Here is a 16,653-nt window from a genome sequence, read left to right on the forward strand (position 1 = left end):
GATAGTCGTGTCAATCACGACTATCGCTTGTTCAGATATCTAAGTTCCAGATGCTTATGGGCAGCTTTCAGCCTGGCAACCAAGCAGTGCCGTATTCAATACAGATCCGATGCTGTTGCCATTCAGCGAAACTTTTCCAAGATAAATCGACTGTGTAGTCGATCCACTGTATTGAAAAGTTATCTGGGTTAGCACCTTACCAACGGTATTGCTCGGGAGGGAGGGACTGACCTGGTACCATCCCTGTCCGGCCGAATGGACAACAGTTCCGCTATTGGGCACAAATACAGAACTAAAGAAGGAACCATTCGGATTGTTGAAACAAAGTATGACGTTCAGATTCTGCAGAGCGCTCGAGCCGCCCACTGGACTGACATACCAGAGAATGTTGCTGAAAGTGTTGCTTGGCGGAGTCAAGACAACGCCCAGCGTGCCACCTGCAGCGTTAGGAGAAACCGCTGCGATATTTCTGCTGGTGCCGTAAGCAAACTGCTTGCTCTGTCCCGTCACTTGCTGGAAAAATATGTTGCTGGCGCCACCGCTGCAACGGTAAAGCTGGGTGCTATTAGCAGGAGCTGCTTGAGCAGCATAGCTAGAAGTGAAGGTCGACATGGCTACCAACGCTAGCATTCCTTTTGTAAGGTTTACATTTTTGATCAATTTCACGTTCCTGCTCCTTTTAAAACCAGCGAAAGTATATCACTGGTCGAGCTATTTTCAGACGCCCTAGCCCGTATTCTGAAGTCCTTCTGCGACACCATTAATAGTCATCAACACGGTCTCAAGAAGCATGTCGCGCTTACCTGTAGAACTTTCAGTTCTGTCGGCTGACTCATTTGCAGTTCCTCGCGATCGCAACTCTTTGAGAAAACGCACTTGTAGATAGCTGAGCGGATCCACATAGGGATTGCGCAATTCAATTGAATGTCTGAGATAAGGAGTGTCTTCGTTTAAAACCTTCTTCTGTGAGATCTGCAGTACAGCTCGTTTAGAAAGTTCGTAAGCGGATTCGATGCGCGGGAAATAGCGCTCGCACAGCGACTTCTCTACAAGTTCATCTGCATAATATTTTGCGATGTTGAAGTCGGCAACAGCGAGAGCATTTTCGATTTTTGATACCAAGCCTTTGAAGAAAGGCCACTTAAGATACATCTCTTGCATCAGAGCCAATTTCTCAGGCTCTCTCGTGATTTTCTCGAATGCGGTTCCAAATCCAAACCATGCCGGCAACATATAACGACTCTGGGTCCAGGCGAATACCCATGGAATAGCCCGCAAGTCACTGATAGAGTTACTACCCTGAGTTCGTCGTGTTGGGCGCGAGCCCAGGCGCAATTGCGCGAGCTCGTTGATTGGCGTGGTTTGCTGGAAGAAATCGACGAAAGACGAGTCACCGTAAACCAGGTCTCGGTAGGCATGAAAAGCCAGCACCGAAAATTCCTCCATGAAAGCAAGCCATTCCTCACGGTCAAACTCTTTCCGCTGGTGATCTACATTGTGGACGCTGGTCTCCACAACAGCGGCAGCCAGTCTGTCAAAATTTCTGACTGCAATGTCGTGCAGAGCGTACTTAGACGCAATCACCTCGCCTTGCTCGGTGATCTTAATTCTGCCTGCCACCGTTCCTGGTGGCTGCGCGAGAATTGCGGCATGGGTTGGTCCTCCACCGCGACCGATTGTGCCGCCCCGACCGTGAAACAGTCTCAATTTTATGCCAAGCTTGCTGCCCATCTCGACCAGCTGTTTCTGAGCCTTATACAGCTCCCAGTTTGATGTAACAATGCCACCGTCCTTACCGCTGTCCGAGTAACCAATCATGATTTCTTGCAGGTTATCCATGTTTTGCAGATATTCGCGATAGGCTTGATTCGCTAAAAGCGAGCCAAGCATTTTAGGTGCTCGACGCAAATCATCAATGGTCTCAAACAAAGGCACCACGCTGATTTTTCGCTCGGGGTGAAACTTCAGGTCGTAGAGTCCAGCCTCTTTCGCAAACAGCAGCACAGTGAGCAGATCGCTGACATCCTGAGTCATGCTGACGATATAGGTATCAAGTGCCTCCTTGCCATACTTATCCTGACACTCTGTCATTGTCCGAAAGACTTCGATGGTTTCATTAGTAGCTTCTGAGAAACGCGAATCGGCTGGAAGTATCGGACGACGGTTGGAAATTTCCTTTGTCAGCCAGGCTTGCTTCTCTTCTTCAGTCAGGCTCTTTAACCCGCCTGGTATCAGCTCGAGAACGTCGACAATTTCCTCCAGAGCGGCGCGATGGCGCGCGCTGTGCTGGCGTAAATCGAGTTTGGCCAGGTGAAAACCAAAAATATCGACACTATAGATCAGTCTGCGCAGACTATCCAGGCTCGCGTCGCATCCGGCTGCCCGCAGTGCATCAAGTTGCATCTGTAAGTCCCGTCTCAACTCAGAAGGATGGTTGTAGGCGATTGAAGGGTTTGCACCGCTGACGGTGTTACGCAAGCGCTCTTGAATAAAGAGCAATTTCTGACGAAATGGTTCAAAGGTATAACGTCCTTCAATTCTTCGCTCAATCTCAGGCATCGCATCACGATCTTCAGAGAGCGACTGCTTTATCTCATCTGTCAATTGAACCCAATTTTCTGACTGACTCAAATGCCCAAAAATTATCTCCAGCTGAGCCAGATATCGCTTCAAAATCATTGAACGATGGTAGGCCATGGTCTGCCTTGTCACTTCCGGTGTTACAAACGGATTGCCGTCGCGATCACCGCCTATCCAGGAACCAAACGTAATGAATCTGTGCGCTGAAGCGTTTTGCTTATCGCCTGAATTTGCGTGCAGGTCCTCATGGACATCAACCACAGCATCCATGACGACATGCTCGAAATGATAGAGCCCATAACGTACTTCATCCATTACAGCTGGTTTGAAATAAACAATGCTGTCTGTCAGCCAGAGCGACTCGACTACGCCTCGCAATCCCTTCTCGATTTGTGCGGTCTCTTTGCGGGTCAATGGCGGATGGTCGCGTTTACTGAGATAACCGGCCAGTTCAAGCTGGTGCAACAAGACTGTGCGCCTTGTGATTTCTGTAGGATGTGCTGTAAAAACGACTTGAATATCGATTTCTTTTAACAGTTCAGCAAGGCGTTCCGTTTCCTGAACCGGCAGGTGTTCGAAAAATTCAGCCAGAGAACCATCTTGAGATTTGGCTCCACCCTTTGATTCGGCTATCGCTCTTCTACGTCTTCTGTGATTTTGTTCCGCAATGTTAGTCAAATCGAAGTATGTCAAAAACGCTTTGATTACTTTATTGGCGGTATCAGCATCAAGACTGGCAATTAAATGCTGCAGTTCACGCTTCGCGTCGCTGTCGTCCGAATCATGAATACGTTTGAAAAGACTGCGAAACTTTTCTACCGTGGAAAAAACTTCCTGCCCATCAAAACGGATAATCGTGTCGCCTAAAATATTGCCGAGCAAGCGAACGTCATCGCGAAGAGGCTTGCTGCGTTCAATAAATTCGGCAGGAATTTCCAAATTGGTTTTCATATTGCGCACGAGGTCCAAAAGGTTACAGGAGCAATCTTATTGAATGCCGCCGGGCTAAACAATTGATTGTGGACAAATGTGCCACCTGACATGTGCTTTGTTGAGTTGGAACCAAGCCGCAGTCTGAGACGTCCATCGGACTGAACCATACCGGTACGAACTTTGCAAACCAAATTACCATCACAACAGAGCCTTCACGCGACCCGCATGCCAGGTCGACCAGACAGGCGATTAATAGCCGCAGGTGTCGCTTGCATACTTGTGCTCGTAGCCATGACTCTTGCCTGGAATTACTTCCACGACTGGAATTCAGTCAGCCTGCCTGATGAAAACGTAGGCTTGAAATTCTTCGACAACCATGACCGATTGATATGCACCCTTCTGCCTGATAAAGAATACGTGCCGGTACCACTTGGAAGAGTTGCGAAGAGCTTCCAACAAGCATTAATCGCGACCGAAGACCGCAGTTTTTATCACCATCCGGGCGTAAACCCTGAAAGTATCATCAGGGCTCTTCTCGCCAATGCTCGCGCCGGTCATGTAGTTCAGGGCGGTTCAACAATAACTCAACAGCTAGTTAAGAATCTTTATTCAGGTGACAGCAAACGTACAGTCTTACTCAAGCTGAGGGAAGCAGTTCAGGCAATTGAACTCGACAGGCGATATCAGAAAAACAAGATCCTCGAATCATATTTGAATTTTGTCTATTTCGGGCGTGGAACATGGGGCATAGAATCTGCTGCCGAGAGGTATTTCGCCCGACATGCCTCTGACCTGGACCTGGCACAGTCTGCTTATCTAGCAGGAATAGTCAACGCTCCAACCAGATTGAGCACCCACAAAGCCGATGCCATCTCGCGCCAGCACGAAGTGCTGGATAACATGGTTGAAGAGCACTACATCACTAAAGATGCGGCATCAAAAGCTAAAGCTGAAAAATTGGTGTTCAAAGGTGCACAGACCCGCTTTGAGCACAATGCCTATTACCTCAATTATGTTGTCGAACTTCTGAAACGAGAGAATTTTTCAGATGATGACCTCTGGAACAAGGGTACTCGTGTCTTTACTAACCTCGATACCTCAGCACAAATGCTTGCGGCACAGACTTTGACTCAGGGAATTAAGAAAGCTCCGCCCGGTGTATCTCAGGGAGCGCTGGTCTCGCTATCGGTAAAAGATGGTGCTGTTCTGGCTATGGTTGGTGGAGTAGGCAGCTACGATAAAAGCCCATGGAATCGAGCCACCAGTGTACATACTGCAGGTTCGGCTTTTAAGCCGTTTGTCTATCTGAGCGGTTTGCAGACGGGAGTACTCAAGCCTGATACCACCATATATGATGCTCCGCTGGCAATCGATATACCCGGGCAGGAAGCATATTCACCTAAAAACTTCGATGGAAAATACCTGGGACCAATTACCATAAGGAAAGCCCTGGCGCTCTCACGCAACACTTGCGCTGTAAGAGTGACGCAAGCCGTCACCCCTCAAACAGTGGCGGAAACTGCTACAAAAGCAGGTATCACATCAAAATTGGCACCCACACTGGCGCTAGGTTTGGGAGCTTCAGCCGTGTCGCCCCTGGATATAGCGAACAGTTATGCAACTCTCGCTAGAGGCGGCGTTCGCATCACTCCAAGCTTCATCAGACGTGTGGAATCAAAAGACAAAAAGGTGTTGCGCAATTACGCACCAGAATCAATCCAGGTCTTTGACCCTGAACCGGTAGCGGAAATAGTCGACGCCATGCAAGATGTCGTTCAGAAAGGAACCGGGCAGAAGGCGAAATTGTTCAATCGACCTGTAGCCGGAAAAACAGGCACCGCTGACGGTGCCCGAGACATCTGGTTTATTGGATTCACGCCAGACACTGTTACAGCAGTCTGGGGAGGTAACGACAAAAATACAGCCATTGCCGGCAATCAAGTAACAGGCGGCACCATCATGGCAGGCATCTGGCAGAACTACATGACGGCATTCTACAAATCGCATGCTACTCCACCAGGTCTGTTCAAGGCACCCGAAAACCCGCTGGCCGAGGAGATCGATCAAATTCATTTCCTGCCGCAGCCAGCCGGTATTTTCGACAAAATTACCAGTTTCGTAACTGGCGACGCACCCCCGCCGGCGCTAGCAGAACCGGCACTGAAGAACCAGGTTGAGATGCCGCCGTTAGCGCCGCCGATTCATAAGGATTTCGGCACAGTCAGCGACCACAACTCGTATCCGAGTCTGCATCATCCGGACAAAGCGAAGAAAAAATTCAGATTCAAGAAGTTGTTCAACAAGATAATCAACCTATTCTAAAGTCTGCGCGGCAGTCCGCCGTTCGAGCACCCATTTACCTTCGATGATAGAGTGAGGACAAGAGTTCTCCTTCATACTGATGTCTGGCTAATAATGAATGGCTCTAACAAAAAGATAGAACAGATCGCTAACAACATCACTACGTTTGTACTCTCAGTGATCATTGTCGTTGTGGCAGTTGGATTCTGGAATTACTCGTCACAGACCTTTAAGCAAGACTGCTTTACCGCGGTAGCAACCATGCTTAGCAAAACCCTGGATTTCGTTGCGCATCCTTTTGCTAAAAAGGACTCAGGGCAAGAACATACCGTCATAAGCCAGTCAGCGCAAGAGAACTGGGAGGGCGACAGCGCAACTACAGATAACACCGGCTCTAAGAGCAAATCGACACGAGTCTTACACAAAGAGAGCACCGAGCCTGACCAGGCTGAAAAAGCCAAGCTCGCTTCCATGCCCGCTCCACCCTTTGCCTCGCCGTCATTGCCAAAAAAAGAGAAGGTAGTGCGCCATGGGAAACCTGTTCAGTTCGTCAGAAAGACTGTATCTCATGTTCCTGTCTATGAAACCATTATCGATTTGCACGACCCCGAGACGTTTATAAGCATCGGATTAGCTAACAATGCATTTCTAGCCAACGACAAAGATATGACTCATGGCGATGAAGGATTCGATTCGCTTGTCAAAAAATCCCACGCCAGCGTAGTCATGAACGGCACCTTTTTCAGCAAGGACGATCAAAAGCGTGTCATGGGAAATATGGTGTCAGGCGGGCGATTTCTCAAATACAGTCCATGGGAAAATTATGGCACCACATTTGGTCTGACCAGGAACAACCGTCCGGTGATGATGACTGCCAGAGCCGGAGAACTTCCGAACTGGAGCGAACACTGGTTTTCACTGACGTGTGGACCACGACTCTTGAAGGACGGTGAGGTGTGGATTTATCCTGAGAAAGAAGGCTTTGCAGACTCGCACGTGCTGGGCGTTGGTCCGCGGTGTGCGCTGGGGTTTAATCCGACTGGCGATAAGCTTATCCTTTGCACATTCATGAATGGACTCTCGCTTTCAGAGGAAGCACGCCTCATGAAAGAATTGGGCTGCAGCGAAGCTATGAACCTGGATGGCGGTGCATCAAGGTCGCTTGCTCACAACGGTTCCATAGTGGTGCCGGCAGGGCGTCCGCTGACAAATGTGTTGCTGGTCTACGATTCAAAAAATAGGGCGCCACAGTCGCTTATCAACTCCTGGGAAACATTTCAGCAAATCGAACGTTAGCAGCAAAAGCTACTTTCGCTTGTTCACGATCGGGTACAAAATCATTTGTGTGCAGCGAAAATAACAAATGGCTTTTCCAGTCTCCTCGCTGGTTACAACAGCATCCCAAACCTGTGTTCCTTTTCCGCCATGTACGAGAGTTGCCTCACAACTAATTGAGCCACTGCGGGCGGTTCCAATGAAATTACTCTTTAGTTCTATGGTAGTAAAACCGGTTGCACCCGGCGGCAAATTTGCGACTGATCCATAACCGCAACTAGTATCAGCCAGCGCCACAACAGTCGCGGCATGCAAATATCCATTTGGCGCCAAGAGCTCGTCGCGCAACTTAAGTACGCTGTTCAGTTTGCCCGGAGAAAGAGAAGTTACTTCCAAGCCAATGATCCCCGGCAAACGTCCCTTGCTTCTCTCGTTCAACAGTTCGACAGTTACTTTCTTAGCGGGCATAGTCATCTCTCGCCAGGGACGCAAATCATATACTAAAACAAATCGATCGCAGCTTCCGCCACAGATCGATCGTTTGATTGCAACATTTCAACGAGCCGGATTAGGCCGTACGCTCTCGCGCTCGCATCGAATCGGCAACTCCGCCTGTGACGAGGCTAACAACCATCATCAGAAGTCCGCCCAGAATTGCCGGTCCCCAACCTGCTACCGTCAGATATTGCGGTAAAAGATCGGCCACCAGCCTGAGCGCGAAAGCCGGCAGTAACCAGAAACCAAGCAGCCACATTGGAATCAGCACCAGCAGCGCCAGACCAAAGGTAGTCACTGTCAGGTACGCGCTTAATGCCATAGCTCCGACCTCGACTCCCCACAACATTAAACTGAAAACTATTGCGAGACAAATCGCAGCGACGAAGTTGCCATGAAAATCAATACCACCAAGCATCGGCAGAAGAAAAACAAAAGCCAGGGCTTTCAAAGCCAGTCGTACAAGAAACTCCATCACCCGCTCCTCCTAAACTACAGCCGTTCGGACGCGAAATGCTTGATAAAAGTTGCAAATCATTGCCGTTGCCAATAGCAAGTCTCTGATAAATCAAGAAGCCAAGTTGGACCGGTTTGTACACAACGAATGGTGGTATTAGTAAACTGTGTACCGCTGACACTGTACTCAGCGGCCGCCATGCACTGCATACACGTACGGGGGAAAATTGGCCGACGATAAGGTTGACGAAGAATCAGCCCAGACCGGTGGAGAGGATGAAAACGAGGCACCGAAGAAATCCTTCGGCATACTGGCCGCACGCTTCCTACAGAAGGGCAAAAGCTCCCCTGGTTCTATCACCGGCGAATTTGAGGCATTAGTCCCACCGGACCAGACACCGACACCAGATCCAAAAGTGCGTAATTTAAATCCTGTAGACGACGAATACGAAGAAATAAGAGAAGGCAGCATCCATGGCATGGAAGTGCCGCTTACCGAATCGCTTTACGCCGATATCGGACTTGATGACATGTCTGGTTTCGACGAGCCTGAACAGTCTTTTGACAGGTCAGAAGAGGGTTCGGCGCCTGCAGACGTTATTTACGACATTGACGCTGGAGAGCAACCTGTTATCAGCTTCGGCTCCGGGGTCGCTGATGAGCATGCGCACGACATCGAACTCGCTGGAGGTGAAGCAGACTTCGGCGGATATGAAGAGTCTGCCCAGACAGACAGTTCATACACCGAGCCGGTCCAGAACCAAGAAGAGGCAGTTTCTCAAGCAGAAGCAGTTCAGTACGAAGAAGAAGCTTTCGCTCAAACCGAGCCAGTCCAGTACGAAGAAGAAGCGGTTTCTGAAGCCGAACCAGTTCAGTACGAAGAAGAATCAGTCGCTCAAACCGAGCCAGTTCAGTACGAAGAAGAATCAGTCGCTCAAACCGAGCCAGTCCAGTACGAAGAAGAATCAGTCGCGCAAACAGAAGCAGTCCAGTACGAAGAGGAATCAGTCGCTCAAACAGAAGCAGTCCAGTACGAAGAGGAATCAGTCGCTCAAACCGAGCCAGTTCAGTACGAAGAAGAAGCGGTTTCTCAAGCCGAGCCAGTTCAGTACGAAGAAGAAGCGGTTTCTGAAGCCGAACCAGTTCAGTACGAAGAAGCCTCTCACGACGAATCAGCCTTTCATGAGTCGAGCGATCAGGGCCTTGCTGCTGCTGACAATACCTATCATGCTGATCAGGAGGCGAGCCATTCAGTAACTGCTGAAACGAATGAAGCTGAGAATTCAGCTCCATCTGACAACTATGCTCCGACACCCGCTTATGATCTTTCCGAACTTGACTCGATAGGAATCTCAAAAGAAACAACTTTTGACAAGAACGTTCTTGATCAGATTGGCTCTGGGGATGCGAACAACAAAGTTTCTGCTGAGAGCGAAACACCACCGGCTGTTCCTGAGAAGAAGGGACTCCTGGGTAAATTCGCAGGCAAGAAGGAGTCAACGCAGAAGCCCTTGTTTGGCGACGGCGCCAAATTGGAAAGCTCGGAACCGGCGACAGAAAAACCGTATGATCCTGCAGCGTTAGACTCAATTGGCACCAAAGATTTCGATAAGAGCGCCCTTGATTCTATCGGCACCAAGGATTTCGATAAGGGTGCTCTTGATGCCATCGGCACCAAAGGTTTTGATAAGAGCGCCCTTGATTCTATCGGCACCAAAGGTTTTGATAAGAGCGCCCTTGATTCTATCGGCACCAAGGATTTCGATAAAGGTGCTCTTGATGCTATCGGCACCAAGGATTTCGATAAAGGTGCTCTTGATTCTATCGGCACCAAAGGTTTTGATAAAAGCGCACTTGATTCTATCGGCACCAAGGATTTCGATAAGGGTGCTCTTGATGCCATCGGCACCAAAGGTTTTGATAAAGGTGCTCTTGATTCTATCGGCGAAGCTGCCCCGGCAACGCCAGAAGGGAAAGACAAAGCCCCGAAGGGTGGCGGATTGCTTGGTGGCAAGTTCGGTCAAAAAGCGAAAGCCTCTGGCGGTGACAAGCTCAAAGTGGGCGGTATTAATCCGCCATCGGTAGATCCAAATTTCGACCAGAAAGAAACCGGCCGGTTTATGGTCAATCAATCGGAACTTGATGCTCTGGGCGCCAGCCAGAGCCTAACTCCGGAACCAGCTCAAGATTTTTCATCAGCAGCCTCCGCGCTCCCTCCCGAAATGGACTTATCCGCCTCTTCCGCCGTTTCCGAAGAAGCGCCGGTCGACGAAAGTGCTTACGAGCACACTCCTGTCATCGGCGCCGACGAAGTCGGGCGCCTGATCACTGATGCAGATAACGCCTACCGCTTGAGGCAGTTCCGGGCTGCAGAGCCGATTTTTGCGAATGTGCTGGATAAGCTTGACAAGACTGGCGACGATTCAGATCCGCTGCTTCCGTATTGCCTGGACAAGATGTCGGACAATCTGTATCAACTTAAGAAATACAACGAAGCACTTCAATATCTGCGTCGCTTATTGGTTCTGCACACGAAAATCAGCTCAGAAGATCGCGATATGATCTCGACGCTGTACAAAATTGCGCAATGCTGCGAAGCGCTGAGCCTTACAAGCGAAGCCGACTCCATGTACAAACGCGCTTTTAGATTAGGTCAGCAATCGCTCGTCCCCGGCGATCCATTGTTAGCTAAAGTGCTGGAAGGTTACGGCACAATGCTTATGCGCAGCGAGGGCGCTGAACCTCCTGCCGGCTCGAGTGAAAAGAGCGAAGAAGCACCGACAAAAACGCCACGCAGCACCGAAGTTCAATCAGCGCTATCGGCGGAAGAAATCGCCATGCTTAACTCGCTTGGTGCGAGTTCTGAACGTAGCAGCACCGAGCCCTCCCCGATCATTCTCTCAGGCGGACCGACAGGCGCTTCTGAACAGTCTTCAGGCAAATCTAGAAGCCCACTCAAACAATCTGATGAACGGGCAGATAAGGTAAGGGCTACCACCGGTCCCGTCGGCGGCAGCACCGCTGGTGGTGTGTGGGTGCGACTGGGAATTTTCCTCAGCGTCATTGTCGGGCTTGTACTGGTCACCTTGAATATCAAGACAGACTACACATCGCATCACGTCGATCATTCAAAAGACTTCGTCAAGCGCGTTTATAAGAGCGCTGACGGAGGCGCCACATTCACGATATCCAGCGAAGACGAAGCTGCAAAAGACAATTTCGGCAAGCACTTTGTATACGAATATCGTGATTGGAACGGCACGCCTAGCGACGATATCGAAGTAATATCCGGGCAGGTGAACGGTGACAACTTCATTTATGAAATCCCACAAGGAATAAAGGACGGCAGCGGAGCGATATTCTTTGAGCCACATGCCTCAGAACTGACAGTTACAGCGAAAATGCACGAGCTCGGCAATAAAGCTCAAGCTTACTTTAAATCAAAAGGCAAGTATCCAGATGGGAAAGATCTGGCAGCACTGGCGAAATCGGTCGACTACAAAAATCCATTTACGCAGACCGCTGATTCAATTTCAGCTGCGGGCATCGCCTGGCCTCCCAGCCTCGATGCGACCCAGCTCCTCATGAAGTCCAGTTTCGATACAGGCATGGAAAATGGTGACCTCTGGGAAGGCGAAGCCGCGCCAAAACCAGGTCTCATATCTGCGGCATCAGCCAGTCAGAAACAACCAGACGCCAGCGTCTTCTACATTCATGGTCGTGACCGTGATGGAAAATTGATCACGCGAGCTGATGGCAAAGTTTACGTTCTCATTTACAAGAACGGCATCGACGTCACACCCGGTGCAGCCGACTTCAAAAATGAGAAACCAGGTCCTGGACCAGCGCCAATGCGTTTATCAAAGAAAGATGGCTCGATTACAGCTATTACCATTATCTTGAGCTACTTGCCTGTTGCCTTCTTCTTGATTCTTGCACTCGTCTTTCTGGCTATGTTGAACAAGGGAAGCGGGCGCATCGGAAGGTTCTCAGTGCCGACCTTTGGGGTGATGTGGTCACCGGTTATGGTGCTTCTGACAGGTCTGGCGAAATTTGTGCCGGCTCCCTATTCAATGATCTGTGTTGGACTTGCCGCTGTAGTTTTCGTTGGCGGGCTGGGGTGGCTGGCGTTTAACATCTTAAAAAACAAACCTAAAAAGTCCTGAAAGCGCTCAGCCCAGGTTCGTTTCAGAGTCGGGCACCGGCTGACAATGAGCTGACGTACTGCAAAAAAGCTAAAATCCCCAAAATGGGACTCAGATATTGGAAAGTGGTTTCGATCTTTAAACGCAGAGAGCAGCTTGTAGCACTTGGGGCGGTTTTATCTCTTTTTTTGCCTGGACAAAATGGGAATTGTCTCTCAAGCATCAAAACTGACTATCGCCCGGAACTTGTCAGGCAGCCTTTATCGAACAGATGCATATACTTTTCTATCGCATATTCGCCGGACAACCGGGTTATCGCTACGGGCGGCGAATCTGAAATTAGTTTGTGGGATCACAATTCCGGCAAACTAATACGCACTCTCAGCGGTATCAGACGCGAAGTTCTGGCACTGGCATTCAGTCCCGATGGCACAACACTGTTCGGTGCCAGTATGGACAATTCACTCCGCTTTTGGGACGTCGCTACAGGAAAGACCCTTCTCAGCTTGAGCGGACATCAAGGCAATTTTGTAGACTGGGCTGGCTTCAGTGCCGACGGAAAGCAACTTCTGATGGCGTTCTCAGTACAAAAAGCAAACGGCAAAAATCTAGACTGCGAATTCTTCAGTGCGTATGAACTGTGGGACGTTGAGCGCGGCAAGATGCTCAGACGCGTTGAAGTTCCCGTTAAACAAGTAGAATCGTTTGCGGTCAGCCAGAATTTGAAGGTGTTCGCCACTGGACGAAGTGACAGCATAAAAGTCTACGACATTCAGGCCGGAAGCGAATTGCGACAAATAGCAATTCCCTCCGGAACGGAAGTATCGGCAATTGCCCTGGATGCAGAGGGGAAAAGACTGGCTTGCGGAACAGAGCAGGGAGCGATCAACATTCTTGATTGTCGATCAGGCAAGACCATCAAAACGTTTGACGCACATTGTGGAGCCCTGAGAGCGATAAAATTTTCGCCCGACGGCAAATTAGTAGCCGGGAGCGGAGCCGACAAAACAGTAAGGCTGTGGACAGCTGCTGATGGCAAACTCATAGCGATCGTCGACCATGAGATTTCAAATGCAAATCCGCTCATTGCATTCAGTCCGGACGGACGCTACCTTGCTAATCAGAAACAGCGCTACACAATCCGGACAGATACGGACAAGCAACATCCGACCAAAATTTGGAGCGACTGCATAAATCTCTTTGACCTCCAGAGAGGCAAAAACTTCGGACAATTAAGCGGGCAAGATAGTTCAATCAAATCTGTTGCTTTCTCAAACGATGGCAAATATCTCGTCACAGAAGGCGAGAATGCACGCCTGAGACTTTGGAATCTAGCCGATACAGAACGACCATACACTTCTCAGTCCGCTGACAAGACGGACACTAAAAGAGACATTAATGCTGCAACGTCAGCTACAAGTCACGACGGTAAGACTGTTGCCGTGGCATCCGGGGCATATTTGACTCTTTCTAAAAGTGGTTCCCACGATCAAGATCTGCGTATTAAAGTCTACAAGCATGAGAAATCGTTGCAATCCTACGCTGACCTTGTTCGGGCCTATGAAGAGAGTGGGTCACTTGAAAAACCGGAGATCACTTCTGTTGTCTTCTCCAATGATGACGCCCAGGTTGCCACAGTCGACAACGATCGAGTAGATTTCTGGCGCGTTGCCGACGGTAAATATCTGTCCTCTCTGCCCGGTAATTCCGTAAGTTTCAGTAAGGACGGCAAGATAATTGCCCTGGCAGACCACGACATCGTCACTTTGCGCAACGCTGGCGATCACAAGCTGATTGCAACAATTGCAACTTCAGGAGACGATGACTGGTCAATCGTCGCAGCGAATGGCAATTTTGACGCCAGTAATCTCGACAACATTGCCGCCGTGGCCTGGGTAGTGCCCGACCAACCAACAAGAGGGTTACCGGTAGAAATTTTCTTTCGCCAATACTATACGCCCGGGCTGTTGAGCCGCATTTTTTCGTCCGAAGGTTTGCCGCCGGTTCCTCAAATGTCTGAGTTAAATCGTGTTCAACCGCGAGTAAAAATCATCAGCGTGAAACCGCACGGTTCGACAAAAGACCAGGTCGATGTAAGCGTAGTCTGCGAAAGCATCAATGAGCATTTCGATAATACCAAGTATAGTCGCAGCGGTGTCTTCGATCTGAGACTATTTCGAGATGGGCAACTAGTAGGTTCTCTGCCAGATCGGAACACATTCACCGCAGGTGATAGCACGGATCTCTGCGCAACAAAGGAAAAATTTGAAAGAACCTTTGTCGTGCGTTTACCTCATAACCAGAAAAAGAGTTATCAGTTCACTGCTTATGCATTCAACTCCGACAAAGTGAAGAGCGCCACAGACAGCTATAACTATGCCCTATCGACACCACTGGCTGAACGTAAGGGAAACGCGTATGTGATCGCATTTGGTGTGAACCAGTTTGAGGATCCGGAATGGAATTTGGAATGGGCCGTAGCCGACGCAAAAGCGTTTGACTCGGACCTGGTACCGGCGCTGAGGAAAACTGGTCAGTACAGTAAAGTCGTGTCGATTCAGCTGACTTCCGACAATCATACTCGTGATTCGAACACGCTACTTGCGAATAAACAATCATTTTTGGACACACTCTCAGTGCTGTCTGGACAAAAGGCAAGCAATACTAGAACCGAGACGCTACTTAGGAATCTAGGCGTTAAACTCGTTCAACCAGAAGACACAGTATTGATAGCATTCTCTACGCACGGTGCTGTCGATAAAAGCTCAGGTATGTTCTACCTGTTTCCGTGTGATATTGGGAAAAGACAAAGTTCCGGGCTCACACCAGACCTGATCAAACATGCCATCAGTACAAGTGAGTTGGAAGATGCCGTAAAGAACATTGATGCAAGCAACATCACTATGATCATTGATTCATGCCACTCGGGAGCGGCTAGCGGCAAAGACGCGCGAGGCGGGCCAATGGATAATCCAGGATTGGCCCAACTGGCCTATTACAAGAAGATGCGCATACTTGCTGCAAGTACTGCTGCCACCGGTGCTCAAGAAAATAGTGTCATCGGTCACGGCTTCCTTACTTACGCGCTCATTAAGGAAGGGTTGGCAAATGATGGTCGATCAGATTGTCTGATTAAGGATGGAAAAGTCTCAATGGAAGAACTGTTGCATTTCGCACAGCAAGAAGTGCCAAAGTTGGATCAGTTGAGTTGGCAAGGGAAACTAGATCAGGTTAAACCGCGAGACATCCATTTCGATCAACCTACGCAGCCCCAGGCTCACCAATCACCTGTTCTTTTCGATTTTGCAAATGACTCAGACGACCAGATCGTTCTAGATTTGAAAAAGTAGCCAGCTGACGAAGCGCCGGATAAACAATCGGCTACGAGGTTCAAGCACTCTTGACAGCCCGGAGCCTGCCACTTTGGCTGTAGAATCTCTGCATTGCGGATTGTGTCGAAATGAAAATTTCGCCAGGAACTTTCGAGAAATCGGCTCCGTCAAGGGACGCTCGTCCGCGAGTACTTACGAGTGGGATCGATTCGATCGCCAGCGGATCATTTGTTTATCGGAGGAGATTTTCCATGCATTACAGGACATACAAAACACCGGCAGTGGTCGCGGCGATGCTGACAGCTTTCGGTCTGGTGGCACCAGCAAACGCTCAAACCACAACCACACAAACGACTACCACTGAAATCACAGTGGGCGGAGCCCCTGCAACTGTTGTCGCAACACCTGCAGGCGTGACGACAACGACAACTACCGTCGCCCCGATCCCCATTACCGGCACCACCGGCAGCACTGTTTATTTCCGCACTGCCAAGCCGGAAGTGCTTTTGATGACAATCACAGCACGACGAAGAGATCTCGATAAGATGATCGACGCAGCTCATTCGAAAGGCAAAATCACCGAAAAAGAAGCGAAAGCAATGAAGTCTGAGCTCAAACGAATTGAGCGGGAAACCGGCAGTAACACAATCTCATACGAACGAGCTGTGGCATTTGCTCGTGACCTCGACTTTATCGGAACGAGGATGGGTGGTGTAGTGGTCGAGGGAGTTCCTCTTTATCAACCAATTATTGCCGGCTCTCATTTCACTGTTGTCAATGGACAAATCTACGTTCTGGATGATCTGTCGGTACGTCGCGTAGACCTGGAGGCAAGAATCATCAAAGATTACCTCGAAGGTAGATTGAGCGATGATCGCGCCTCCAAGTTGCGCGCCGAACTAGATGCTATCGGCGCTACACAAGCCATCTATTCGGCAACAGGGGAGCTTGATCCTGTTTCCAGCCGCAAATTCTACAAAGAGATGGACAAAGTAGCCTCTGAATTAGAAAAGTACGCAGGAAAAGACAACAACTGATTTGTTTTCCACTTTTCGACGCAGTTCCAGTTATGGCTGGAACTGCGTTTTTTTCTGCACATTTTTCGACAGCTGGTGTGCAACAATATGAGCCGGCAT

The 16,653-nt window shown here is 49.4% G+C and carries 9 protein-coding genes; 5 read left to right on the forward strand and 4 right to left on the reverse strand.

The features are described 5' to 3' along the window. Positions 1 to 54 precede the first annotated feature (54 nt). Both EKK48_16415 and EKK48_16420 read right to left on the reverse strand, forming a co-directional pair. On the reverse strand, positions 55 to 666 hold the full coding sequence (locus EKK48_16415) for a hypothetical protein (protein ID RTL40332.1): 612 nt from the start codon (positions 664 to 666) through the stop codon (positions 55 to 57). A gap of 60 nt (positions 667 to 726) precedes the next feature. After that, a complete protein-coding gene (locus EKK48_16420) occupies positions 727 to 3,531 on the reverse strand; it encodes a phosphoenolpyruvate carboxylase (protein RTL40333.1) in 2,805 nt (934 codons plus the stop codon). Between the two features lie 207 nt (positions 3,532 to 3,738). Between EKK48_16420 and EKK48_16425 the strand changes: the two genes are divergently transcribed. Next, positions 3,739 to 5,835: a PBP1A family penicillin-binding protein gene (locus EKK48_16425; GenBank protein RTL40334.1), complete on the forward strand. Its 2,097-nt coding sequence runs from the start codon at positions 3,739 to 3,741 to the stop codon at positions 5,833 to 5,835. 93 nt (positions 5,836 to 5,928) lie between these two features. Beyond that, positions 5,929 to 7,110: a phosphodiester glycosidase family protein gene (locus EKK48_16430; GenBank protein ID RTL40335.1), complete on the forward strand. Its 1,182-nt coding sequence runs from the start codon at positions 5,929 to 5,931 to the stop codon at positions 7,108 to 7,110. 9 nt (positions 7,111 to 7,119) lie between these two features. On the opposite strand, the gene EKK48_16435 is transcribed toward EKK48_16430, so the two are convergent. Together EKK48_16435 and EKK48_16440 are read right to left on the reverse strand one after the other, a co-directional pair. Continuing rightward, complete coding sequence (locus EKK48_16435; protein ID RTL40336.1) at positions 7,120 to 7,563, reverse strand: PaaI family thioesterase; 444 nt, start codon at positions 7,561 to 7,563, stop codon at positions 7,120 to 7,122. A 94-nt stretch (positions 7,564 to 7,657) separates the two neighbouring features. Next, positions 7,658 to 8,059, reverse strand: a complete 402-nt coding sequence (locus tag EKK48_16440; protein ID RTL40337.1) for a hypothetical protein — start codon at positions 8,057 to 8,059, stop codon at positions 7,658 to 7,660. 208 nt (positions 8,060 to 8,267) lie between these two features. On the opposite strand from EKK48_16440, the gene EKK48_16445 reads away from it, so the two are divergent. The 3 genes from EKK48_16445 (at position 8,268) to EKK48_16455 (ending at position 16,554) form a co-directional block, all read left to right on the forward strand. Then, positions 8,268 to 12,206 (forward strand): hypothetical protein, encoded by a 3,939-nt coding sequence (locus EKK48_16445; protein ID RTL40338.1) that lies wholly within the window; start codon positions 8,268 to 8,270, stop codon positions 12,204 to 12,206. Positions 12,207 to 12,289: 83 nt separating this feature from the next. Beyond that, positions 12,290 to 15,535 carry a hypothetical protein gene (locus tag EKK48_16450; protein RTL40339.1) on the forward strand — a complete coding sequence of 1,082 codons (3,246 nt, stop codon included), beginning with the start codon at positions 12,290 to 12,292 and terminating at the stop codon, positions 15,533 to 15,535. 233 nt (positions 15,536 to 15,768) lie between these two features. Further along, positions 15,769 to 16,554, forward strand: coding sequence for a hypothetical protein (locus EKK48_16455; GenBank protein RTL40340.1), 786 nt, complete (start codon positions 15,769 to 15,771; stop codon positions 16,552 to 16,554). The last annotated feature ends 99 nt before the right edge of the window (positions 16,555 to 16,653 follow it).

This window comes from Candidatus Melainabacteria bacterium, from assembly GCA_003963305.1.
GTDB lineage: Bacteria > Cyanobacteriota > Vampirovibrionia > Obscuribacterales > Obscuribacteraceae > PALSA-1081.

Bases quoted from the DNA above. Each gene is read 5' to 3' on its own strand.
- EKK48_16430 (RTL40335.1), top strand. From the start codon at position 5,929: ATGAATGGCTCTAACAAAAAGATAGAACAGATCGCTAACAACATCACT.
- EKK48_16425 (RTL40334.1), top strand. From the start codon at position 3,739: ATGCCAGGTCGACCAGACAGGCGATTAATAGCCGCAGGTGTCGCTTGC.
- EKK48_16420 (RTL40333.1), bottom strand. From the start codon at position 3,531: ATGAAAACCAATTTGGAAATTCCTGCCGAATTTATTGAACGCAGCAAG.
- EKK48_16435 (RTL40336.1), bottom strand. From the start codon at position 7,563: ATGACTATGCCCGCTAAGAAAGTAACTGTCGAACTGTTGAACGAGAGA.
- EKK48_16450 (RTL40339.1), top strand. From the start codon at position 12,290: ATGGGACTCAGATATTGGAAAGTGGTTTCGATCTTTAAACGCAGAGAG.
- EKK48_16455 (RTL40340.1), top strand. From the start codon at position 15,769: ATGCATTACAGGACATACAAAACACCGGCAGTGGTCGCGGCGATGCTG.
- EKK48_16440 (RTL40337.1), bottom strand. From the start codon at position 8,059: ATGGAGTTTCTTGTACGACTGGCTTTGAAAGCCCTGGCTTTTGTTTTT.